The following is a 20800-nucleotide window of genomic DNA, read 5'->3' as shown; positions in this document are numbered from 1 at the left end:
GCGCTTTAATCCTTGGCTGCTTCGGCCAGGATGTTGAGAACGTCGAGTGTCTCGGCCTCATCCTGTTCGGCGCCGTAATCACTCAGTTTGACGACGACGCTGCGTGAGACAGGATCGATATAGATATACTGGCCATACACCCCAATGGCGGAGATATCGTTGATGTCCGATTCCGTGTGCCACCATTGGGCGGAATATTCCAGCCCGTCGACCCGTGCAGGAGCGGGATGGTAAAGGCGCTCGATCCAGAATTCGGGGATGATCTGCCTGTTTCCGACACGACCGCGATCCATTACGAGTTGCCCGATTTTGGCAAAATCCCGTGCAGCCGCATTGATGCAGCAGAATGCCTTTTCGCGTCCACCCGGATGATCCAGATTCCAGTACGCGGCACGCTTGGCTCCGATCGGATCCCAGATGCCTTTCGACAGGATTTCGGAGAGTGTCAGATGCTCTACCCGCGACAGGATCAGGCCGAGGATCTCAGTATCCACACTGCGATAGACGCCCTTGCTGCCCGGCGTAAAGGCCAGAGAGTGATGGGCGCGGATATAGGCCCCCAGATCATGCGTCAGATACATCCCGGCAGTTCCCCGGAAAGGATGCCAGGGATTGTAGTTCTCGGGGATGGCCAGACCGCTGGTCATATCCAGCAGATTGCGCACAGTGATGCGGGGATCAATGCCTGCTTTCTGAAGGTTGGGCAGCAGGGCTTCCGGCCTGTCATCCTCATGCAGCAATCCCCGACCGATTGCCTGACCGACCATGAGTGAGACAATCGATTTGGCCAGAGACCACGATGGAAACAGTGTATTCGGCCCCATGCCATCCCGGTACCATTCCTGTTTAATGACCCCTTCATTGACCACGACAATTGCATTGGTTCTGGTCGCATCAAGGAATTGCTGAACAGAGACCTGCTGGCCTTTCCATGGAACGGTCTTGATCCAGGGGCGGAAATTTTCCTTGAATGGCAGAGGATGGGAAGAAGGCGGAATTTCCCGGCTCGCAAAAAGTGCTCCCCGCTGGGATGGCTCGACAAAAGCCAGCCGTGCCAGTGTCACCGGATCCGGCATGTTTTTGTAAGCCGTCAATCCCCATGCCAATCCACCAATTGCAATGGCACTTCCCGCTGCTCCCAGAAACGCCCAGTACCATAGTCGGGATAACGTATTTAGTCGGGGGGGTAATTGATCTGGGGTCATGGGAAATAAAATCTGCATCCTGAAATCGCGTGGCTAGCTTATACCATCGCTGAAATCGAGGCGGTGCGTAAGGGACGGAAAATGATAATTCATCGTCATGTGACCGTCATGCTGGGTAAACATTTGGGCCGGACAAAGCGTTGGTTGCCCTGGCATCACGCGCTGGGTGCTGGGATCGCGTGGCATGATTGATTGATATTTCGATCAAAAAACGAAATCTCCCTGCACGGTTCACCTTGTTTCCGTGATTCTCAATGGAAGGCTGAGTGTGGCTGATCATTCTTCAACGAATGATGAAACAGACCCCTTGCCATAAAATGTTCGTTGTACGTTCGCAATGTCTTGGAAGCTTCATTTTTATCGAACTGTGTCTGGTCGTAATGAGCCGGCCACCGAAACGATTATAGCGGGGAGCTCATGCGCAAGGCGCATTCAGCATTCAAGTGCAGCTTACTGGCAGCGACTGCAGTTGCAGCGGCCAGTTTCCAAACCGCCCATGCGGACAGCATGGACGACAAGGTCGTGGCAATAGAAAAGCAGATTCAGGCCTTGAAGGGCGAACTGCATCATGTGCGCTCCGAGCTTGCTCGTCGTGACAAGGATATTGTCGCGGCTCATCAGGAAGCGAAGCAGGCTCAGGAAACGGCTATCCGCAGTGAAGCTGCAGCGCGTCAGGTGACGCATGCGCTTGATATGCAGCCTGCCGGTAACCTGGGCAGCATCATCGGCATCACGCGCAGCAGCCCGGCCTATGACAGCGCAACCTCTGCACAGCTGGCGGATGGCGGCAAGACCCAGGGCGCGTTGCGCCTCGGCCCGGTGACGATCACGGTCGGTGGCTTCATCGAAGCTGCTAGCGTGTTCCGTACAGCCAGTGAAGGGGCTGATATTGCCTCCAGCTGGAACGGTATCCCGTTCCGCAATAACGTGGCTGGCAATCTCTCGGAATTCCGCGAGACAGCGCGTCAGAGCCGCGTGTCGCTGCTGGCGCAGTCTGATGTGGGCAAATATACCCATCTGGCCGCCTATCTGGAATCCGACTTCCTCGGCGCTGCCCCGACTGCGAACTCTACGGAGAGCAACAGTTATAACCCGCGTCTGCGTCATGGTTATCTGACGATCGACCGAACCGATATGGGTCTCCATCTGTTGGCTGGCCAGACCTGGTCGCTTCTGACGCAGTCCACTTCAGAGATCACGCCGCGTAAGGAACTGACACCATTTACCATCGATGCCCAGTACCTGCCGGGCTTCGTCTGGACCCGCCAGCCGCAGGTCCGTCTGTGGAAGACGCTGGATAACCACCGCGTCAACATCGCCATGGGCCTCGAAAACCCGCAGACCAGCATGTATGTCGGTCCTAATCAGGTCACGACGGCTGGTCAGTCGGCGACCGATGTAGCTCTGGGTGGTGCGACCGTTACCTATGCTCAGGCTGGTGGCTCCGGTTATGCCGGCACCAACAACTATTCACTTGATCCGGCGCCCGATATCACCGCGAAAGTGGCTTTCGATCCGGGCTATGGTCATTATGAACTGTTCGGTGTGGCGCGTTTCCTGCGCACGCATGTGACGTATAACGGCAGCGGCAGCAGCCAGATCGTTCCGGCAGGTGGTGGTGGCGCATCCTTCGTCATCCCGATGTTCAACAAGAAGGTTACTCTGCAGGGTAACTTCCTCGCCGGTGTTGGTATTGGTCGTTACGGCAGCTCCCAGCTTCCGGATGCGACACTGGGCCGCAATGGTGATCCGGTTCCGTTGCCGGAAGTCATGGCTATGGTGGGCGTGGTTGGCCATCCCCGGCCTTCACTCGACCTCTATGCCTATGTGGGCACGGAGCAGGAAGGTTCCCGTTCCTACAGCGTGAATGGTAAGGGGTACGGCTACGGCAGCCCGCTTTACAGCAATGTCGGATGCTCGATCGAAGGCGCTGCAGCTGGCACCTGTGTCGGTAATACGTCTGGTATCGTGCAGGGAACCGCCGGTTTCTGGTGGCGAGCTCTGAAGGGGCCCTACGGCACCGTTCAGACCGGCCTGCAGTATTCCTATACCGAGCGGACTGCGTTCAAAGGGCTGGGAGGTTCTCCGGTTGCCCATGCACATATTGCAATGTTCAGCATCCGTTACTATCCGTTCCAGTAATAATGAAGCAGGCCGGGGAAGATACCCCGGCCTGTGCTTATTCTGAATCCGAACACACTATACCGCGCCCCATGGAGATGAGGCGCGGTATATTCGTTTCAGGCTGTTGTCTTGCGCCGACGACGAGGCGCCGCGGGGACTTCAATCTCATCGGACTCATCGCGTGTTTTGCGGCCCAGACCATTCTGCTTCGCAAGACTGGAGCGTCGCTCTGCATAGTTTGGGGCGACCATGGGATAATCAGGCGGAAGGCTCCAGCGCTGACGATATTGCTCGGGAGTCATGGAATAGGCGGATTGAAGATGCCGCTTCAGCATTTTCAGTTTTTTGCCGTCTTCCAGACACACGATGTAATCCGGAAAGACCGAACGCTTGACGGGAACGGCCGGGGTCAATCGTTCCGGCTCGACAACAGGCGTCCCGATCGTGCTGAGTGTATGATGTATCTGCTGAATAAATGCAGGTACTGCTTCAGCTTGCACAGAATTATGGCTGATATGGGCGGCAACTATCTGGGCAGTTAATTCAAGAAGACGGGAAGGGGGGGTATCGTCCGACAAGTTGCCTCTCCTGATAAAAATAGGCTGACTATTATTAAGCAAATAAAATCTTCATGGCAATTTTTTAGTAAAAAATTTATTTCCCCTCCATATTGCGCATTGGACATAACGGGCTTTAAAAAATAACAATGAATTTCAATCTCTTAATAGGAGATTATATTATAAAATACAATTTAATCGTAACGGATTAGGGATACGGCTAAATAACTTCTCTTCTCCAAGAGACAGTAGAATTCATTTCGTGGTAAAAAAAATCTATATAAAATAAGCACGCAAAAGGCATTTATTGTTCAAATTCACTTTATCAGTAAACATTCCGTAAGCCTGTCACGGTCAAACGGTATATAATCAAAACTGCCTGACAGAGGGTTTTCCTCCATCAGGCAGTTCCCTCAGATCATATAATAGAAAAATGGTCCCGTAGATCAGCTCTTTTCGATACGGATCAGGGCTGGACGTTCCTGTACTGCATCGAGTTCCGAGATCATGGTCAGCGCATCCTGCATGGATGCTTCCGTTGTTTCATGCGTGACCAGAACGATCGGCACGGTTTCGCCCGGATTGCGTCCGTTCTGCAGCATGCTTTCGAGAGAAATACCGTGATCGCGCAGAATTGCGGTGACATCGGCCAGTACGCCGGGACGATCGACCACCATCAGACGCAGATAATAGGCTCCGTGATGTGCGTTGATCGGCACGGCCTGCGCCTGAGTCAGTGCGGAGGACTCAACCCCCCAGGCCGGTCCGGCACGTCCACGGGCGATATCCAGCAGATCGGCGATTACGGCACTGGCGGTTGGCCCGCTGCCGGCTCCGGGGCCTTCCATCTGGATTCGGCCTACGAAGTCGCCCTCTGCCAGCACGGCATTGAACACGCCGTCTACATGCGCAATGGAGGTGCCTTCCGGAACCATGCAGGGATGAACGCGTGCGGATACACCTTCTGCATTGTGCTGGGCGATACCCAGCAGCTTGATGCGGTAGCCGAGCGTCTGTGCAAATCCGATATCAAGTGCCGTGATGCCGCGAATACCTTCGATATGGACATCCTGGAACGAAACCGGGCGGCGGAAAGAGAGAGCAGCCAGAATGGCCAGCTTATGGGCTGCATCCACACCATCAATATCGAAGCTGGGATCGGCTTCGGCATAGCCGAGTGCCTGTGCTTCAGCGAGAACATCACCGAAGTCCCGGCCCTGCTCCCGCATCACGGTCAGGATGTAGTTGCAGGTGCCGTTCAGGATACCGGCGACACGGCGGATGCGATTGGCACTCAGGCCTTCGCGGATGGTTTTCAGGATCGGAATGCCACCCGCCACCGCTGCTTCGAAGGTAAGCGGCACACCATGCTTTTCAGCCAGTGCGGCGAGTCGTGCGCCATGCACGGCGATCAGCGCCTTATTGGCGGTAATGACCGGCTTGCCAGCCTCAAGCGCTGCCTCGACCAGAGTGGCGGCCGGACCGGAGGAGCCGCCAATCACCTCCACCACGACATCAACATCAGGATCAGAGGCCAGGGCAGTCGGGTCTTCATACCAGCGCACGCCTCCCAGATCGACGCCGCGATTGCGGGAGCGGTCACGCGCCGAAACTGCAACCAGATCCAGCCGCCGACCGGCCTGCGCCGCGAGCAGGGGAGCATTTTCCGTCAGGATGCGTACCACGCCGGCACCTACGGTGCCCAGTCCGGCAATACCGATACGTAGCGGAGAAGCAGAGGAAGAGAGGCGTGTATCAGGCATGTTCGGAAGCTTTCTCGTTGGTATCGGCACCGGGATCGCTATCCGGCTCGGCAACATTGGAATGGCCTTGCAGGAAGGCGCGGATATTGCGGGTCGCCTGACGCAGGCGCTGGGTATTTTCGACCAGCGCGATGCGGACATGGGAGTCGCCATACTCGCCGAAGCCAATACCTGGGGCCACGGCAACCTTGGCACGGGACAGGAGCAGTTTGGAGAATTCCACGCTGCCCAGATGCGCGTACTGTTCCGGAATCGGCGCCCAGGCAAACATGCTGGCTTCCGGGGAAGGCACATTCCACCCTGCGGCATGCAGGCCGCGGATCAGCACGTCACGGCGTTCCTTGTAGAGCTTGCGCATATCGGCGACGCAATCCTGCGGCCCGTTCAGGGCAGCGACGGCGGCGATCTGAATGGGGGTGAAGGCGCCATAATCCAGATAGGATTTGATGCGTGTCAGCGCATTGATCAGCCGCGGATTGCCTGCTGCAAAGCCCATGCGCCAGCCTGGCATGGAGTAGGTTTTGGAGAGAGAGGTAAATTCCACCGCAATATCCTTGGCCCCCTCGATCTGAAGGATGGAGGGCGGGACGCGATCCCCGAAGTAAATCTCGGCATAGGCGAGGTCGGAGAGGATGTAGATCTCGTGCTTGCGCGCAAACGCCACCAGCTCGCGATAGAAATCGAGATCAGCCACCCAGGCGGTGGGGTTGGAGGGGAAGTTGACGATCAGTGCGGTCGGCTTCGGCACGGAGTGCCGGACCGCGACATCCAGCGCCCGCAACATGGTCTCATCCGGTGTGGCCGGAATGCTGCGTACGGCGGCTCCGGCGATGATGAAGCCGAACTGGTGGATCGGATAGGACGGGTTGGGAACCAGAATCGTATCGCCCGGACTGGTGATGGCGGCCGCCAGATTGGCCAGCCCTTCCTTGGAGCCGAGCGTGGCGATGACTTCGTTTTCCGGATTCAGGGTGACGCCAAAGCGGCGCTCGTAATAATTCGCCAGCGCCTTGCGCAGCCCGGTAATGCCCTTGCTGACGGAATAACGATGGGTGCGGGGATCCTGCACGGCCTCGACCAGTTTGGCGACGATATGCGGCGGTGTTGGTCCATCGGGATTGCCCATGCCGAGGTCGATAATATCCTCTCCCGCTGCACGGGCACGGGCCTTGGCACCATTCACTTCCGCGAAGACATAGGGCGGCAGGCGGCGGATACGGTGAAACTCTTCGGGCATGGATGCAATCCGGTCAGAGACGCTGAAAGGTGAAGGGGAACTTCTATACAGAACTCCCTACAGAGAGGGAATTCACGCCTGATTCGCTTCAGGCGTGCATGGAAGGAGGATCAGTTGGTCAGGCGTATGGCCCCGCCTGTACCCAAAGGTTCGGCTTCCATCCGCACATGGCTGGCAGGAATACCGGCGCGTTCCAGTGCCAGGGTGATCGAGCGTGCCCGTTCAAGCGCCAGTTTCATGGCATCATTCTGTGCGGTGAGGCTGGTATTGACAGCTTCCCCGAAGCCGATTGCCACGATGTTCTGGCCCGCATGTTTCAGTGCATATGCATTGATCACCAGCGTCGCATCCCTGTTGATGACTGCGGACCCGGCAGAAAAAGCAACAGGGGTCAGTTGGAGGGCAGCCCCTTTCAGCAACACGGGCGGTCCGGGCGGAGGAACCGGAGGCGTGGGATGGGGTGTCGGGCCACGCAGTGGAATGGTGACGCCGGATAAAGTCGGGGGAGGGGGAGGCGCGTTCGGAATAGAAGGCGCAGGCCCGGTGCTGGTCAGTTTCGATTGATAGGGCTGGTCGGGCAGGCGCGTGATACCTGCATCAGCGGAAAAAAGAGGCTTGTCCGCGTCTTTCACGGCCTGCGCCAGCGAAACATTAGCCGGAGGGGGTGCTGCCGGCGTTGCGGGTGGCTTGGCCGTTGCCCCTTCCATATTGGCGGAAATGCCGCTGTCTTCTGCGGCGGGATCGGTCGCAGGCGGGCCCGCAGCAGCAGAAGGAGCAGGATTTGCCGTAGCCGTACCATGATCCGGTTTCCCGGTCGGAGCATCCGCTGATGCCGGAGCATTCGGGGGCGACGCTGAAGATGGTTGTTTGCCCTGATCGGAAGGCGCAGCACTGTCCTTGCCTGCGGGTGTCTTTTTATCTCCACCTTGGGGCGCTGGCTCCTTCGGAGAGGGCAGTGGATCAGTTTTCGCCTGATATTCGGCATTTCTCCTGGCGGCGGCCAGCAGGTTGGCGATTTTATCCCGCTCCGCCTGGGTCGGCATCACGGGACGAGGCGGCACAGAGGCGAAATTGCCGTATGGTTGATCCACGCCCGGCGGTGGCGGGCGCTGCCCGGCAATGGCCCCCCCTTTCAGATCATGCCACCATCCGATCGGATTGAAGCCACCACTATCCCGGCCGCATCCGCTCAGTGACAGGCCGCCCAGCAGGCTCCCCAGAATAGCCAGAGCCGGTTTCAGCCGTCCCTGACGGGGCGCACCTTGACGGGGCATGGCTCCGGAAAAGAAATGGTTTCGTTGCATCGTATGTTCCGCTTCAGCACCCACATCATCGGACGGAGGCGGCTTTTCCTCAAGACCCGCCATGCTTTATGACCGCGGAGCGGCGGTCATCATGCAAGGGCCGCTGCCCACAACGCCGTAGAGCGTTCTGAAACGGTCCTTGAATTTCGCCCGGGGGGCAAGGGCTGGCCTCTGAACCGGTGCGATGGGAAAGAAACGTCACATGCAGACAGGTCGGCACGGCCCTGATGCCAATGCGGGGCAGCAGCTCGGGGGGGAACGGTCTCATGAGGATATCAGGTCGGTACTGGCTTCGATAGCGGAGCGCTCCCGTCGCCTTGTCCTCGACTGGCTGGCACGGGTGGAGCAGGAAGGACCGGTTGAATCCCTGTTGGCCGGTCATGCTACCGATGGCCTGCCGCTGGCGGAGATGGCGCCGTATGTGATGAGGATCGGCGGTGCCTTTCTGGAAATGACAGCGCGTCTGGCCTATGATCCGGCCCGTCTGGCACAGGCCCAGCTTGGTTTCTGGCGGGATTGTCTGGTGCTGTGGCAGCAGGGCGCCCGTCGGATGATGGGCCTGCCCCTGCAGGAGGATCTGCCGGATGTGACTCCGGTCGGCTCCGCTGAGGAGGCCCGTAAACGGGATCGCCGGTTCCGTGATCCCCTCTGGCGGGAGAACGAGGTTTTCGATTTTATACGGCAATCGTATCTGCTGTGCGCGCGCTTCATTCAGGATCAGATCAGGCAGGTCGGCGGCATGTCGCCCGATGCCGCGCGCAAGGTGGATTTTTACACGCGCCAGTTCATTGACGCGATGAGTCCGGCCAATTTTCTGCTGACGAACCCGCAGGTGCTGAAGCGGACGATGGACACGCGCGGCGAAAATCTGCTGCGCGGGCTGAACAATCTGCTGGCCGATCTGGAACGCGGGAGAGGTCGTCTGCGCATCCGCATGACCGATATTGAGGCCTTCCGCACGGGGGAAACAATTGCCACCGCACCCGGCGTTGTCGTCTGTCGCAATACCATGATGGAGCTGATCCAGTATGAACCGCAGACTGACCAGGTTCTGCGTCGTCCGCTGCTGATTGTTCCGCCCTGGATCAACAAATTCTATATTCTCGATCTTCAGCCGCATAACAGCTTTATCCGCTGGGCTACGGCGCAGGGTCACACGGTGTTTGTCATCAGCTGGATCAATCCTGATGAAACACTCGCCGGGAAAAGTTTCGACGATTACATGACTGAGGGCGTCTTCACCGCGCTGGACGAGATCGCCCGTCTTACTGGAGAGCGGCAGGTCAACGGGATCGGTTATTGTCTGGGTGGGACGCTGCTTGGGTGCGCGGCGGGGGTGCTGGCGGCGCGGGGGGATAACCGTCTCGCCTCTACCTCATTTCTGGCCACCATGCTCGATTTCTGTGATCCCGGGGAAATTTCGGTGTTTATTGACGAGGAACAATTGCGGGATATGGAGGCCCGCATGAACCGGCGCGGTTATCTGGACGGTACGGAAATGTCGGAGACATTTAATCTGCTCCGGGCCAATGATCTGATCTGGTCTTTCGTGGTCAATCATTACCTGATGGGCGAGACGCCAGTGCCGTTCGATTTGCTGCACTGGAACAGCGACGGTACCCGTATGCCCGCCCGGATGCATATTTTTTATCTGCGCACGATGTATCGGGATAATCTGCTGGTCGTACCGGATGCGGTTGTGCTGGATGGTACGTCGATCGATCTGTCCCGCGTGACTGCACCTGCTTATTTTCTGGCGACACGCGAAGATCACATCGCACCATGGCGGACGATATACCGGGGGATGCAGGCTCTGGGTGGGGAGCGGCGCTTCGTGCTGTCAGGGGCAGGGCATGTCGCCGGCATCGTCAATCCGCCGGGCATCGGCAAATACGGGTACTGGATCAATGATTCCCTGGCGGATGAGCCGGAAGAATGGCTGGCCAATACGACCGAGATTGCAGGCAGTTGGTGGACGGACTGGAATCATTGGGTGACGGCTCTGGCGCCGGAAAAATGCGATGCCAGAAATGTCCATGACCATGGGCTGGGATATGCGCCCGGAACCTATGTCAATGACGGCTATATTGGGCAGGGGAGAGCCTGAAGCGGTCGCGCTGTCCAGTCTCATTTAGGCCGCAGGAATAAACTTGACGGTCGGGAAATATTCCATGATAGATGGTAAAATGATACATTATACGGTCAAAGATCGTTCAATGGACCATTCATCGTGGCCTGTATTGCACAGCAAGGTAACCGTACGCCGACGTGTGCGGCGCACGCTGGCAGGGGCGGGGCTGCTCATGGTTGCGACTGCTCTGGCGCATTGGGGTGGTATACCGATGTAGCGACGCGGTCCCGCCTGCTATGCTGATATAGCCTGAATGATTACTGCAAATCCTTGCTGCGTGGCTTTTCGACCGTAAAACCGTTTTGCGCCAGAAAATCATATAAACCGACAGCAAAATTCTGTGCAGTTGCCAGCGGCATCACCACGCGACCGACAACGGCGCGGTTGATGGTGGCACTTTCTTCGCCATGATCAACGCGAGGGGTCGCAAAAGTGATATGTACATTCCCCATATGAATGAAGAAACCATGGGCTTCGGCGACGAACATTTCCGGTGCCAGAGGGTTTTCCAGTGTCCGAATACTGGGGGAAGGAAGTGGATTGTTCGTGCCTTGCTCTCTGTGCGAATCAGGGGTCTGCATTGTATTGCCACGCTCCTGTTGCCGCATCTGTAGAGTGGAAACTGGTTTGGCCATGTCAGCGAAGTCCTGAAGATGATTGCAATGATGAATTCATCAGGAGGAGTGTAAGAGAAATTTCCGAATTTGGCTTGTTTATTTTTTAAAAATTGAAATATCAACCTGGGGTTTATTTTTGATATCTTCAATAAAACAATTATGGAGCGTGTGATGAAACGGATATCTGTGGAAGTAATGGTAGGGCTTCTTCCAATGATTTTTATTATGCTGCTGTCAGCGTGTTCGGCACCGATGATGCGAAGGGACGAGATCGTTGCCCGGTGCCGAAATCAGGCCATGAAGGATACGTCATCTGTTCCCGGACCTGCCCCCAATCTGGTGCGTGACCGTCTTTTTCAGGCCTGCATCAAGAAAAATAACCTTTGACCAAAACCTGACAGCCTGTTCCGTGTTGCTTTGTTCTGCTGACGAAAACGGTTTGAACAGAGGGAGAAGCACCGGTGATGATGGCAGATTGGGCAAAGCGTTGTACATATGCGGCCATGGTGATGATGCTCCTCAGCGCTTCCGGCAATGCGCGGGCGGCAGGGGAGACTGATAAGCAGGGTCGGCAACAGCAGCGCATGACAGTCTGTAACGCCGATGCCAAAAATCAGGGGCTGGGAGGAGATGAACAGCGTGCTTTCATGAGCGGCTGCCTCACCCAGTCAGGCATGAGCCCGCAGGAGCGTATGAAATTCTGTAACGCCAAGGCCAGTGAAAAAAAGCTCGATTCAAAGCTGCGTACAGTCTTCATGAGCGGATGTCTGCGGAAAAAATAGTCCGATTTTACGTCTGATGGGGGGCGCCCCCGGCTGCTATCCTTTTCTGTACTGACTGGTCTGTGATAGGGGTCACTTTCCGTGTCCCTCCTCTCCACAGGCTGACAGTGTTTTGATTGAGCTTGCTGCGACGTCCAGTATCGCTTTTTCTGCTTTCGGCGATATTACGATCGGGTGTGATCCAGGAACCGGCGCCCATATTTACTGGCAGCGCGGCGCCTGCCAGAGCGAAGCGGATGCACAGGGCGTAAGCTACGCGCCTTATGCGCATGCCTTGTTCGGATTTTTGATGCAGACAGATGCAGGTCTGACTGAGCCGGTGCTGATGATCGGCTGCGGTGGTGGTTCATTGGCGACGATGCTGCACCGGGCCGGACGGGCGGTCGAGATCGTTGATATTGATCCCGTCTCTTTCGAACTGGCACGCTCGCATTTTGGCTTGCCTTCCGGTATTCCCTGCCATGTTGCCGATGGCGTCTCGTTTTTACAGGCCATCAATCCGCAGCAACGCTATGGCGCGATCATGATCGATGCGTTTCATGGATCGGAAGTGCCACCCCATTTCCTGGATGTGTCATTTTTCCAGCTCTGTGCCGGACGGCTTCAAGGCGGTTTCACGGTGATGAACGTGTTGGAAACCACCGCGAACAGAGTGGCGCTGTCATGCCTGTTCCGGGCAGTCGATGCGTGGCTGCAACAGCAGGGACACAGCCTGCGTTTGTTCGAGGAAGGTATGTGCGGCGAGCAGAATCTTCTTCTGCTCGCTGGTGATGTCGGTGGTCTCAGCAAGCCGGAACTACTGATGCCGCCCCATGGCGCGGCAGAAGAAATACGCGAGGATCTGGCTCGCATGCGCTTCCGCCCTGATCTGGAGCTTCCTTCATGGGGTGTGGTTCCCTGACGGATCAGGGGCGGGCCTGTTCCAGAACCGACAGGAATGAATTGGATACGCCGTTCTTTTGCAATATGTCCGTGGTCAGGGGAACACTGACGGCACAGGCCGCCACCACATGAGGCAGACCGGAAGGCTGGATCATCAGTGCGTGCTGTTTCGCATCAGGCCATAGCATGAAGGGCACCTCATCAGTCAGCACGGAGGCCAGACATTCCTTCACGGCATCGGCATCAAGGTCGGCATTGCCTTTAAGGGGATAGGCGGCCCGGTAGAGCTTCATCAGCGCCGCAGACTGCACGACACCAAGCTGCGTTCCATCCTCCGCACTGTCCAGACTGGCCTTGCCGATCAGGGATGCGGGCAAGGTGCGGCCCCAGTTGACCGGAGAGCCGGTTTCCAGATTGTAGACAAGCGGGAAAAAACCATAATCCGGATGCGCGCCCCCACAGGATGCAAAATCCGAGACGAAATAGCTGAGATAGGTTGGCCCGTTCATGGTGACGCTGATTTTGCGCGACCAGCCATCAGCTTTGGTCAGGCTATCTTCGGATGCATTCCCTTTGCACCCCTTTGCCGCGCTCAGCACGCGCGCATCGGCTTTGTCGAGCGCCTTATTGATGCGCTGAAGGGCAGGTGTATTTCCCTCCGGGCGGGGAAAAGCAGCAATATCCGGGGCAATGGCTGTCTGCTGATGCAGAGTAACCCCTTCTGCATATGTGACAGCGGGAAAACAAGTTGCTGCCACCATCAACAGGGCAGCCGGAACAGAGGACCGGCATGACAGGGGAAAAATATTCATCGCTATGGCCACCCTCCATTGATGAAAAATATCTCTTCCTCATTATAGACGTGCCTCCGTATCACAGCCAGCCATGTACGGGCTCGCAATGGAGACAAGACTCCGTATGCCTCTATAAGCGATCCCCGCCTGGGCAGAAACGCAGGAAAGCAGAAGGAACAGCGTATGGCCTATGATTACGATCTGTTTGTCATCGGCGGCGGCTCTGGCGGTGTGCGTTGTGCCCGTATCGCGGCGGGTCATGGGGCCCGGGTGGGTGTGGCGGAGGATCGTTTCTGGGGTGGCACCTGCGTCAATGTCGGTTGCGTGCCCAAGAAAATCATGGTGCAGGCAGCGGAATATGGCGGGTTTGTGGAGGACAGCCACGGTTTCGGCTGGAACACGCAGCGAGGCGGGCATGACTGGGCCGCGCTGATTGCCGCCAAAGACCGGGAAATCGAGCGTCTGAACGGAGCCTACCGCCGGATTCTGAATAATGCCGGCGCCGAGGTCATTGATGCCCGCGCCACGCTGCTCGCTCCGCATCGTTTGCGCCTGACCAGCGGTGACGGCACGGCACGGGAAGTGACGGCGGAGCGCATTGTCATTGCGACGGGCGGCCACCCGCTGCGTCCTGATGTTCCGGGCGCGGAGTTTGGAATTGTCTCGGATGATGCATTTCATCTGCCCTCCCTGCCGCGTCGGATCGCTATTCTGGGGGGCGGATATATCGCGGTGGAATTTGCCGGATTGTTTCGCGGGCTGGGGGCGGAGGTTGATCTGATCTATCGCCAGTCTCTGCCGTTGCGGGGGTTTGATGGCGAAATGAGGACGGCTCTGGCTGATGCCTACGCGGCGGATGGTATTCGCCTTCATCCTGAAAGCACCATCACCGAGATTGAGAAACGTGACGGGCAGAGGGTTGTGACGCTCGATCATGCAAGCGAAACCCTGACGGTTGATCTAGTGTTTTTTGCAACCGGGCGCGCACCGGCAACGCAGGGGCTTGGCCTGGAGGAAGCCGGTATCAAGACCGGAAAGGATGGAGCCATTCCGGTTGATGATCGATGGGAAACCAATGTGGCTGGTCATTATGCGATCGGCGATGTCACCAACCGAATGAACCTGACCCCGGTGGCACTGGCAGAAGGGCACATACTGGCGAACCGACTGTTTTCTTCTGAGCATGCCAGTCAGGTATGGAATTTCAATCAGGTTCCGACGGCGGTTTTCTCGACCCCGCCCATCGCGACTGTCGGCATGACGGAGGAAGAAGCAGAGAAAAACGGCCCGACAGAGGTGTTCACCACCGGTTTTACGCCGATGCGGCACCAGATCAGTGGTCGCAAGCGCCGCAGTTTCATGAAGCTGCTGGTGGATCAGGCGAGCCAGAAAGTGATCGGTGCGCATATGTTTGGCGAAGACGCGCCGGAGATCATGCAGGGGTTGGCCGTAGCGATCACGACCGGAGCCACCAAGCAGGATTTCGACCGTACCATCGGCATCCATCCCACTGCGGCCGAGGAATTTGTCACCATGCGCAGTCGCACCAGAATAGTCGGGTGATCAGAGTTTTCAGGACAGGAAGTGCAGCGGTTTTGTAAACCGAAGGTCGTAAGCCAGTTGGTCACGGCTGGTTTTTGATCTGCTTCTGTGCAGGCTGAGCGGCTTCAGCACTTTGAGCGGCACGGGTGTGGAAAGCATTGGCCAAAGCGTTATCCCCTGCACGGATGGCTGCATCCTCCGCGAGCGTGAGCGCAGTGCGCATGCCGCGATAATCCAGCAATGCGCGCCGCTGATCAGCCAGGTCAGAGGCGGTTGTAATCGCTTCCTTCCAGGCACCGCGCTGCATGGCAAGGCGCGTGTCCAGCTCCTTTGCGTCGGCGGCTGCCACCGGAGACAGGGCAGGATCAATCTGCTGTCGGGATGATGACAGGGCGGAGATGTCTCTCTGCCGGTCGGCAATCAGCCCGGAGACGAAGGCGGCACGCTCATGCAGGGCCGGATCGGTGGTGTGCAGGGCGCGGGAAGCAGCCTGCCATGCCTCGGCATCACGATGGGCGCGATACAGGGCGCTTGCTTCCACCAGATCAAGCAAAGGCTTTCCGGCATGATCATTGCGCAGGATCAGTCCGTTGCGGGTGCGGGCAAGGGTGTCGAGGCTCTGTTGCAGCTTGCCATGCGCCAGCTGGGCAGTGGCCAGATCATATCCGGCATCGTGCAGAGCCGATGCATCATCCCTCAGCAGCGCCTGTTGATAGGCAGTCTCGAAATTCTGTTCCGCCTGATCGGTGGCGAGGAAGCGCATCGCCTGAAGGCCTGTATCGAAAGCATTGGACAGTTTCTGATCCTGAGGCAGTGGTGGCGTGCCATGTCCTCCGCAGCTACATAGCAGCAACGTGCTCATGAACAGGGCTGGTAAGGCGTTGGACCGGATCATGGCTGCACGGCCGAGGGAGGAAGTCGTCTCATATCGGCTGGTGGCGTGCCGCTGCCGCCCAGAATCCACAGGCCGCGCACCTGCTCGATCAGTTTCTGAAGATCGCGTGCCGTAGCGTGGGCCTGTAATACCAGCGGCGAAATATCCTTTGTGATACCGGATATGTTCTGCATGACGCCGGGAAAATCCTTCGATGCTATTGAAAGATTGCCGGTCGCAGACCGCATGTTGTTGAGAACGATATTGGTCGAGGCAAGCAGCCTGTCCGCGTGTTCGACAATTGGATCAAGTCGCGCCATGGCCTGTTGAAGGGAGGCAAGGCTGTTTTCCGCCTCTTTCACCAGCGTATCATCGGCCAGAAGCCTGCCCGCATTACCTTTTCCTTCGCGGATATTTTTCAGAATGGCATTGAGGTTTTCTGTAATCATCTGCGCATTATGCAGGATCGGAAGCGCCTGTTTACGGATGTCAGTGATGGTACTGGATAGCATATCCATCGGGTTCTGGTCGGTCGTGGCAGACAGCACAGCGTAATTCCAGTCCAGCGGTTGGCCGGTGCCGCGTGTCAGCGATACGAAAGCAGCACCCGCCACTGCGTAGCGCAGTTTGATGCTGGCCTTGCTGTCCCGGCGGATGAAGGGTTCCGCCTGCGGGTCTATTTCGGCCAGCGCGTACATCTCGCCATCGGCATTCAGTTTCATGCGGCGGATCATGCCGGCGTGAATCCCCATGACCTCCACATCCGCACCGGGGGAGAGGCCGCCAACGCCTGTCTGTGGCAGCAGGATGTGGAGTTCTCCGGGAGGTTTCAGCCAGTCGCGCAGAAACCCGGCCTCGATCACGGCACCGACAAACACGGCGATGCAGGCCAGCACCAGAAACCCGACCCATTCATCGGTATATCGCCGTCCATAGAGTGGACGGATGGTTGTGCCGGGAGGGCTGGAAGGATCGGAGTGCTGCATCATGATACCCGTAGCGGGATGAGGCCGTTATCGTTCAATAAAAACCGGTGTGAAAATGCATTCGCGAAGGTACGCCATTTATTGCGGCCCGTGTTGAAGCAGATGGCGGCAGCCCCCCGATCCAGAGCACGTGTCAGGGCGGACAGCAGCGGGGGCATGATCTCTGGAGCCGGGGGAGGATCCAGCAGCAGCAGGGCAGGCTGCCCCATGAAGGCCCGGACATAACCTGCACGAGCCAGATCAGTCTCTGACAGATGGGCGGGGGGCACGGTTGGCAGGCCGGGAAGGCCAAATTCAAGACAGAGTCTGACCGCCTCATCAATCAGATCGGGCAGCTTCTGTCTGGTGTGATGCAGGCGGGGCAGCAGGATATTGTGGTCTGTTCCGCTCAATGTATTCCACGCGCCGCGTTGATAGGTACGGCCGATCCTGCCGCGCAGGGCATATTGTTCCAGTGTGTTGATCTGCGTCCAGTCGAGCCCCTGAAACAGCACTGCTCCCGAGGAGGGATGCTGTATACCGCAGCACAGGCTGGCGAAGGCAGTGGCGGTGATCTGGGCGTGGGTGGTCAGCAGGGTGCATTCGCCCTGTTGCAGCCGCATGTCCATACGGCGTTGCGGCAGGCCGGTCAGGGCAAAATCCGGCTGGGCCTGACGAAGTTCCAGAATGGTGAGACCACGGGACATGGGGCTATACCGTGATGGTGAACAGGATGTTCACGATCATGACTGTCAGGATACCCCGCGCAAAGCCGCGGGACAGCAGAGCCTGCAGATCATGATCGGTCTGGGCTGACAGGCCGGTCAGGCAACTCGACAGTCCGACCAGAAAGCCGACTACCATCAGTTTCAGAGGGATGATGATATAATCCAGTTCGCTCATTGATCCGGTAATGTTGGTCAGGAATCCCCACAGGGACTGGGTGATCAGTCCTTCCTCGGTGGCGACGGCGAAACCGACGCACAGGGCCGCCACAGCGAACACCATCCCCAATGTAAAGGCGCTGACGGTAAAGGCGATGGTGCGTGGCACGATGATCAGAGTGAACGGATCGATCCCCTGAGCCTCCAGCGTTCTGATATGCCCGTTGGCGCTGAGCATGCCGAGTTCGGAGATCATCGGCATGCCGCTGCGACCCAGCAGGATGATCCCGACCAGAATCGGAGACAGTTCCCGCAGCAGGATGGTTGCCAGAATTGTGCCGGTACTCTCCACCATGCCGGCAAAACCAAGCCAGTAAATGGCCTGTGAAATCATGGCGATCCCGACCAGTGTCGCCGTGAACAGGGTGCTGATCACCCCGCCGCCTGCGGCCTGATGCAGGGTCTGACCGAAAGCGGCCCGTGTGGTTCGCCGCCAGCAGGAAGGTCGCCCGACCTCAAGAACAACGCCCGCGCTGGCAGCAACCATGATCAGCAGGAAGCGCAGAATGTTGCGTGTGCCACGTCCGATGACGCGCAGAAACAGCCGCACCCGTTCGAGACTCTGTGACGGCATCGTGGCCATCTGCATCATTGCCGCCCCGCCATGCTGTAGGCGCGGCTGATGCCGGTTTGCGGGGTGTAGAACGCACCACGGTTGCGGAACAGAAAATGGCTGCGCAACAGCTTGTATGCTGCTTCAGTGACCTGAATGGAGCCGGGCAGGGAATTGCCCTGCGTCATGGCCTCGGCCCCCTGCAAAGCCGGGCCCCATATGTTGAAGACGGCCGGGTCTTTCCCCAGCCATGCCCCCATGGCCGGGCCGACATCGATGCCGATGTGGAAATCGGGATCGATCTCTTCTCCGGCCAGCCGCGTGATGCAGGCATCACGGATCGCCAGCGCGGCATCCCCCATCTGAAGTGCTGCCTGAGGATCAGGCGTGCTGCTGCATCCGCTGACGGCGAACAGTCGGTGCCCGGCCAGTTTGAGGGAAAAAATATTATGTGTGCGGGCGATCTCCTGAAAATCGGAGGCCATGTCTCCGACAAGACGGATGATCGCTGCCTGGTCGGCCTGATTACTGATGGCGGCCGGTTGTACATCGAACGTGATGACCATCGCCACGATGGAAGGAAATACGCCGTTTTGCAGAAGATCCTGCCCAGATGGATTATATGATGGGTCATGCGACGCATCATGCGGGGAAAGCAGGCAGGACTCTGTTGCCACCGGTTGTGGCGGGGCAGACTGCGTGGCAATGGGCTGCGGCACGGAAAGGTCCGGCATGATTGCTGCGTCGGTCTGGCTGCGCAGACGGATACCGGCGATCCCGCTGAGAATGCTGACGATATGGCGGGATTCCACCAGCCGCCCGGCATCTTCCAGCATGATGGCACCGACAAAACCCTCCTGATCCGGGATGGGTTGTACCGAGAGAGAGCGTGTCTGGTTGTTTCTCATATGCAGCCTGTACAGCCGCTCGGTACGAGGATCGGCAGCAGCATCCTGAATCGTGAATGCTTCGCCGCTTTCAATGGCCTCCAGCAATGGGCCAGCTTCCGTCATGCCGAGGGAGAACCCGCCCATATGGCTGTCTCTGCGGCGGTCATAGACATCTTCACAATGGAGTGTTCGTTTGTTCCTGCCGATATGCCAGATGCTGGCACGCTGCGCCTGGCTGACCGAGGCGAGATGTTCGGTCAGGATCGGCGCTTCCTCGCTGCCGTCGAAAATGTCGGGATGACTCATCAGTTGTTGCAGGGATCGGCGCTCGTCCTCGGCCCGCTGGTTCTGATCGGTCAGAACATCCATGACGCGCTCGACCCGTCTGCCCTGACGGATCAGCAGAACGGCCAGCACCATGGCCAGCGCAACGGTCATGCCGGAGTAGAGCAGCATGCTGCGGCTGTCCTGCGTGCCGAAGGCCGCAAAATCCTTTGTCGGCAATACGATCAGCAGGACCCAGTCAGGTGCTCCGGCAGGAAGTCTGGCGGCGATGAAAACGTAATCCTCGCTGCGCTGCTGCCCGTGCGTAAGGGTAAAGCTGCCCGGTCCATATCCGCTGACATGGAAGATATTGAAAGCACGGGAGAGGGGGGTATCCTGCCCGGTTTTAGGATCAGCGGCGATGTGCGCCTTGACGGGATCAAGCGCGGCCTGTCCCAGCACATCACGGGATGCGACGATCTGCCCGTTTTTCTGCGCAATCACCGCATAGCCGTGCTCCCCGATCTTCAGCGAACCGAGAAAGGACGATAGCTGATCCAGCGAGATATTGACGGCAATGACGTGATCGCGGGTATCCGTATTATGATAGGCGGTGGACGTCGTGATGACCGGACGTCCGGTGGGTTTGAAAATATAGGGCGGGGACCAGTATGGCTGCTTGGTCCTGATGGGCTGTTGATAATAGTTACTGGTGCGTGGATCGTAGGGATCGGGGCTGGGCGTCTCTCTGGAGACCAGTTCACCATTGGCGTTATTACGGATAATGGAACGGAGCCTGACCCCGTCGGGGCCGGTGGACACCAGTACGATCTCTGTTCCGCCATTGCCGTCCCGCTGCACCAGTGCAAAATCACCATCCGAGTTGGCGAGATAGAAAGCCTGAATCTGTGGCACCTGCCGCAGCATGCCGCCCGCGTAGAAGTTGAACAGCTTGCCGTCATTGTCCAGCGCACCATGCTGAAGCAGGTCCTGCACCAGGCGGGAGCCCAGCTGGGCAGGTGAAAGATAGGTCGTGACTTCCTGAGCAATATAATTCTGTGTCGCGTTGAGCAGTTCGCTGGACAGTTTGAGCGTATTGTTCCGCACCAGAACATAGGAATGATACCCTATGGCAAACATCGACCCGAGAACCAGGGTAATACCAATGGTGGGCAACAGCACCCGGCGCAGCTTGCGGCGGGTACGTTCCTGTTGTTGCCCGGTTGGGTCGATGACTTCAGCGGGCTGCTCGGCGGGCTGCAAAAACGCGATCTCCTGACTGGCTCCATTCGGTCTCATTACCGGAGCGGTATAAACCCGTCTGTTTTCGGCTGGTTCCGGCATAGCAGCGGGATCAGGTGGCGGCGAGAGA

General features: G+C 57.8%; 19 protein-coding genes. 7 read left to right on the top strand and 12 right to left on the bottom strand.

Going from position 1 to position 20800, the window contains the following annotated elements; genetic code table 11:
* Positions 1-5: 5 nt before the first annotated feature.
* Entirely contained in the window at positions 6-1205 is a 1200-nt protein-coding gene (locus GbCGDNIH8_RS07480) for a serine hydrolase domain-containing protein (protein ID WP_081368898.1), read from the bottom strand.
* 507 nt (positions 1206-1712) lie between these two features.
* On the opposite strand from GbCGDNIH8_RS07480, the gene GbCGDNIH8_RS07475 reads away from it, so the two are divergent.
* The gene (locus tag GbCGDNIH8_RS07475; RefSeq protein WP_157692576.1) at positions 1713-3347 is read left to right on the top strand and encodes a hypothetical protein; all 1635 of its coding nucleotides are present in this window, start codon (positions 1713-1715) and stop codon (positions 3345-3347) included.
* 98 nt (positions 3348-3445) lie between these two features.
* On the opposite strand, the gene GbCGDNIH8_RS07470 is transcribed toward GbCGDNIH8_RS07475, so the two are convergent.
* The 4 genes from GbCGDNIH8_RS07470 to GbCGDNIH8_RS07455 all read right to left on the bottom strand — a co-directional run bounded on the left by GbCGDNIH8_RS07470 (position 3446) and on the right by GbCGDNIH8_RS07455 (position 8253).
* Positions 3446-3907 carry a Ros/MucR family transcriptional regulator gene (locus GbCGDNIH8_RS07470; RefSeq protein WP_072572708.1) on the bottom strand — a complete coding sequence of 154 codons (462 nt, stop codon included), beginning with the start codon at positions 3905-3907 and terminating at the stop codon, positions 3446-3448.
* Between the two features lie 425 nt (positions 3908-4332).
* Complete coding sequence (locus GbCGDNIH8_RS07465; RefSeq protein WP_072572707.1) at positions 4333-5649, bottom strand: homoserine dehydrogenase; 1317 nt, start codon at positions 5647-5649, stop codon at positions 4333-4335.
* A complete protein-coding gene (locus GbCGDNIH8_RS07460; protein ID WP_072572706.1) occupies positions 5642-6886 on the bottom strand; it encodes an LL-diaminopimelate aminotransferase in 1245 nt (414 codons plus the stop codon). Before GbCGDNIH8_RS07460 ends, GbCGDNIH8_RS07465 begins: the two co-directional genes overlap by 8 nt.
* Before the next feature lie 110 nt (positions 6887-6996).
* Positions 6997-8253, bottom strand: a complete 1257-nt coding sequence (locus GbCGDNIH8_RS07455; RefSeq protein ID WP_072572705.1) for an OmpA family protein — start codon at positions 8251-8253, stop codon at positions 6997-6999.
* A gap of 139 nt (positions 8254-8392) precedes the next feature.
* On the opposite strand from GbCGDNIH8_RS07455, the gene GbCGDNIH8_RS07450 reads away from it, so the two are divergent.
* Positions 8393-10297, top strand: coding sequence for a PHA/PHB synthase family protein (locus tag GbCGDNIH8_RS07450; protein ID WP_095206437.1), 1905 nt, complete (start codon positions 8393-8395; stop codon positions 10295-10297).
* A gap of 109 nt (positions 10298-10406) precedes the next feature.
* The gene (locus GbCGDNIH8_RS13265) at positions 10407-10538 is read left to right on the top strand and encodes a hypothetical protein (protein WP_301335561.1); all 132 of its coding nucleotides are present in this window, start codon (positions 10407-10409) and stop codon (positions 10536-10538) included.
* 40 nt (positions 10539-10578) lie between these two features.
* Here the strand turns inward: GbCGDNIH8_RS13265 and GbCGDNIH8_RS07445 are convergent, their stop codons facing one another.
* Positions 10579-10956: a hypothetical protein gene (locus tag GbCGDNIH8_RS07445; protein WP_072572703.1), complete on the bottom strand. Its 378-nt coding sequence runs from the start codon at positions 10954-10956 to the stop codon at positions 10579-10581.
* Between the two features lie 153 nt (positions 10957-11109).
* Here GbCGDNIH8_RS07445 and GbCGDNIH8_RS12860 point away from each other — a divergent pair, with 153 nt between their 5' ends.
* The 3 genes from GbCGDNIH8_RS12860 to GbCGDNIH8_RS07435 all read left to right on the top strand — a co-directional run bounded on the left by GbCGDNIH8_RS12860 (position 11110) and on the right by GbCGDNIH8_RS07435 (position 12621).
* Positions 11110-11325 (top strand): hypothetical protein, encoded by a 216-nt coding sequence (locus GbCGDNIH8_RS12860; protein ID WP_157692575.1) that lies wholly within the window; start codon positions 11110-11112, stop codon positions 11323-11325.
* A 77-nt stretch (positions 11326-11402) separates the two neighbouring features.
* Positions 11403-11720, top strand: a complete 318-nt coding sequence (locus tag GbCGDNIH8_RS07440) for a PsiF family protein (protein ID WP_253736160.1) — start codon at positions 11403-11405, stop codon at positions 11718-11720.
* Between the two features lie 112 nt (positions 11721-11832).
* Positions 11833-12621 (top strand): spermidine synthase, encoded by a 789-nt coding sequence (locus tag GbCGDNIH8_RS07435; protein WP_072572702.1) that lies wholly within the window; start codon positions 11833-11835, stop codon positions 12619-12621.
* 4 nt (positions 12622-12625) lie between these two features.
* On the opposite strand, the gene GbCGDNIH8_RS07430 is transcribed toward GbCGDNIH8_RS07435, so the two are convergent.
* Complete coding sequence (locus GbCGDNIH8_RS07430) at positions 12626-13414, bottom strand: polysaccharide deacetylase family protein (RefSeq protein WP_072572701.1); 789 nt, start codon at positions 13412-13414, stop codon at positions 12626-12628.
* Positions 13415-13579: 165 nt separating this feature from the next.
* On the opposite strand from GbCGDNIH8_RS07430, the gene gorA reads away from it, so the two are divergent.
* Positions 13580-14959 (top strand): glutathione-disulfide reductase, encoded by a 1380-nt coding sequence (gene gorA / locus GbCGDNIH8_RS07425; RefSeq protein ID WP_072572700.1) that lies wholly within the window; start codon positions 13580-13582, stop codon positions 14957-14959.
* Between the two features lie 61 nt (positions 14960-15020).
* Here the strand turns inward: gorA and GbCGDNIH8_RS07420 are convergent, their stop codons facing one another.
* Genes GbCGDNIH8_RS07420 through GbCGDNIH8_RS07400 form a run of 5 tightly spaced genes read right to left on the bottom strand, consistent with a single transcriptional unit; the run spans position 15021 to position 20691 of the window.
* A complete protein-coding gene (locus GbCGDNIH8_RS07420; RefSeq protein WP_157692574.1) occupies positions 15021-15833 on the bottom strand; it encodes a hypothetical protein in 813 nt (270 codons plus the stop codon).
* Positions 15830-16801 carry an MlaD family protein gene (locus GbCGDNIH8_RS07415; RefSeq protein ID WP_081368897.1) on the bottom strand — a complete coding sequence of 324 codons (972 nt, stop codon included), beginning with the start codon at positions 16799-16801 and terminating at the stop codon, positions 15830-15832. Before GbCGDNIH8_RS07415 ends, GbCGDNIH8_RS07420 begins: the two co-directional genes overlap by 4 nt.
* Entirely contained in the window at positions 16798-17484 is a 687-nt protein-coding gene (locus tag GbCGDNIH8_RS07410; RefSeq protein ID WP_072572697.1) for a hypothetical protein, read from the bottom strand. Before GbCGDNIH8_RS07410 ends, GbCGDNIH8_RS07415 begins: the two co-directional genes overlap by 4 nt.
* A gap of 4 nt (positions 17485-17488) precedes the next feature.
* Entirely contained in the window at positions 17489-18313 is an 825-nt protein-coding gene (locus GbCGDNIH8_RS07405; protein WP_253735982.1) for an MlaE family ABC transporter permease, read from the bottom strand.
* Entirely contained in the window at positions 18310-20691 is a 2382-nt protein-coding gene (locus GbCGDNIH8_RS07400) for a cache domain-containing protein (protein WP_172822923.1), read from the bottom strand. The genes GbCGDNIH8_RS07405 and GbCGDNIH8_RS07400 overlap by 4 nt, the downstream gene beginning before the upstream one ends.
* Between the last annotated feature and the right edge of the window lie 109 nt (positions 20692-20800).

Source organism: Granulibacter bethesdensis (assembly GCF_001889545.1).
Classification (GTDB): domain Bacteria; phylum Pseudomonadota; class Alphaproteobacteria; order Acetobacterales; family Acetobacteraceae; genus Granulibacter; species Granulibacter bethesdensis_B.
The sequence above is the reverse complement of the archived record's forward strand: the minus strand, read 5'-3'. Positions and strand labels throughout refer to the sequence as shown.

Coding starts and splice junctions, on each gene's coding strand:
- GbCGDNIH8_RS07480 (WP_081368898.1), bottom strand. CDS start 1,205: ATGACCCCAGATCAATTACCCCCCCGACTAAATACGTTATCCCGACTA.
- GbCGDNIH8_RS07475 (WP_157692576.1), top strand. CDS start 1,713: ATGGACGACAAGGTCGTGGCAATAGAAAAGCAGATTCAGGCCTTGAAG.
- GbCGDNIH8_RS07465 (WP_072572707.1), bottom strand. CDS start 5,649: ATGCCTGATACACGCCTCTCTTCCTCTGCTTCTCCGCTACGTATCGGT.
- GbCGDNIH8_RS07460 (WP_072572706.1), bottom strand. CDS start 6,886: ATGCCCGAAGAGTTTCACCGTATCCGCCGCCTGCCGCCCTATGTCTTC.
- GbCGDNIH8_RS07455 (WP_072572705.1), bottom strand. CDS start 8,253: ATGGCGGGTCTTGAGGAAAAGCCGCCTCCGTCCGATGATGTGGGTGCT.
- GbCGDNIH8_RS07450 (WP_095206437.1), top strand. CDS start 8,393: ATGCAGACAGGTCGGCACGGCCCTGATGCCAATGCGGGGCAGCAGCTC.
- GbCGDNIH8_RS13265 (WP_301335561.1), top strand. CDS start 10,407: ATGGACCATTCATCGTGGCCTGTATTGCACAGCAAGGTAACCGTACGC.
- GbCGDNIH8_RS07445 (WP_072572703.1), bottom strand. CDS start 10,956: ATGGCCAAACCAGTTTCCACTCTACAGATGCGGCAACAGGAGCGTGGC.
- GbCGDNIH8_RS12860 (WP_157692575.1), top strand. CDS start 11,110: ATGAAACGGATATCTGTGGAAGTAATGGTAGGGCTTCTTCCAATGATT.
- GbCGDNIH8_RS07440 (WP_253736160.1), top strand. CDS start 11,403: ATGATGGCAGATTGGGCAAAGCGTTGTACATATGCGGCCATGGTGATG.
- GbCGDNIH8_RS07430 (WP_072572701.1), bottom strand. CDS start 13,414: ATGAATATTTTTCCCCTGTCATGCCGGTCCTCTGTTCCGGCTGCCCTG.
- gorA (WP_072572700.1), top strand. CDS start 13,580: ATGGCCTATGATTACGATCTGTTTGTCATCGGCGGCGGCTCTGGCGGT.
- GbCGDNIH8_RS07420 (WP_157692574.1), bottom strand. CDS start 15,833: ATGATCCGGTCCAACGCCTTACCAGCCCTGTTCATGAGCACGTTGCTG.
- GbCGDNIH8_RS07415 (WP_081368897.1), bottom strand. CDS start 16,801: ATGATGCAGCACTCCGATCCTTCCAGCCCTCCCGGCACAACCATCCGT.
- GbCGDNIH8_RS07410 (WP_072572697.1), bottom strand. CDS start 17,484: ATGTCCCGTGGTCTCACCATTCTGGAACTTCGTCAGGCCCAGCCGGAT.
- GbCGDNIH8_RS07405 (WP_253735982.1), bottom strand. CDS start 18,313: ATGATGCAGATGGCCACGATGCCGTCACAGAGTCTCGAACGGGTGCGG.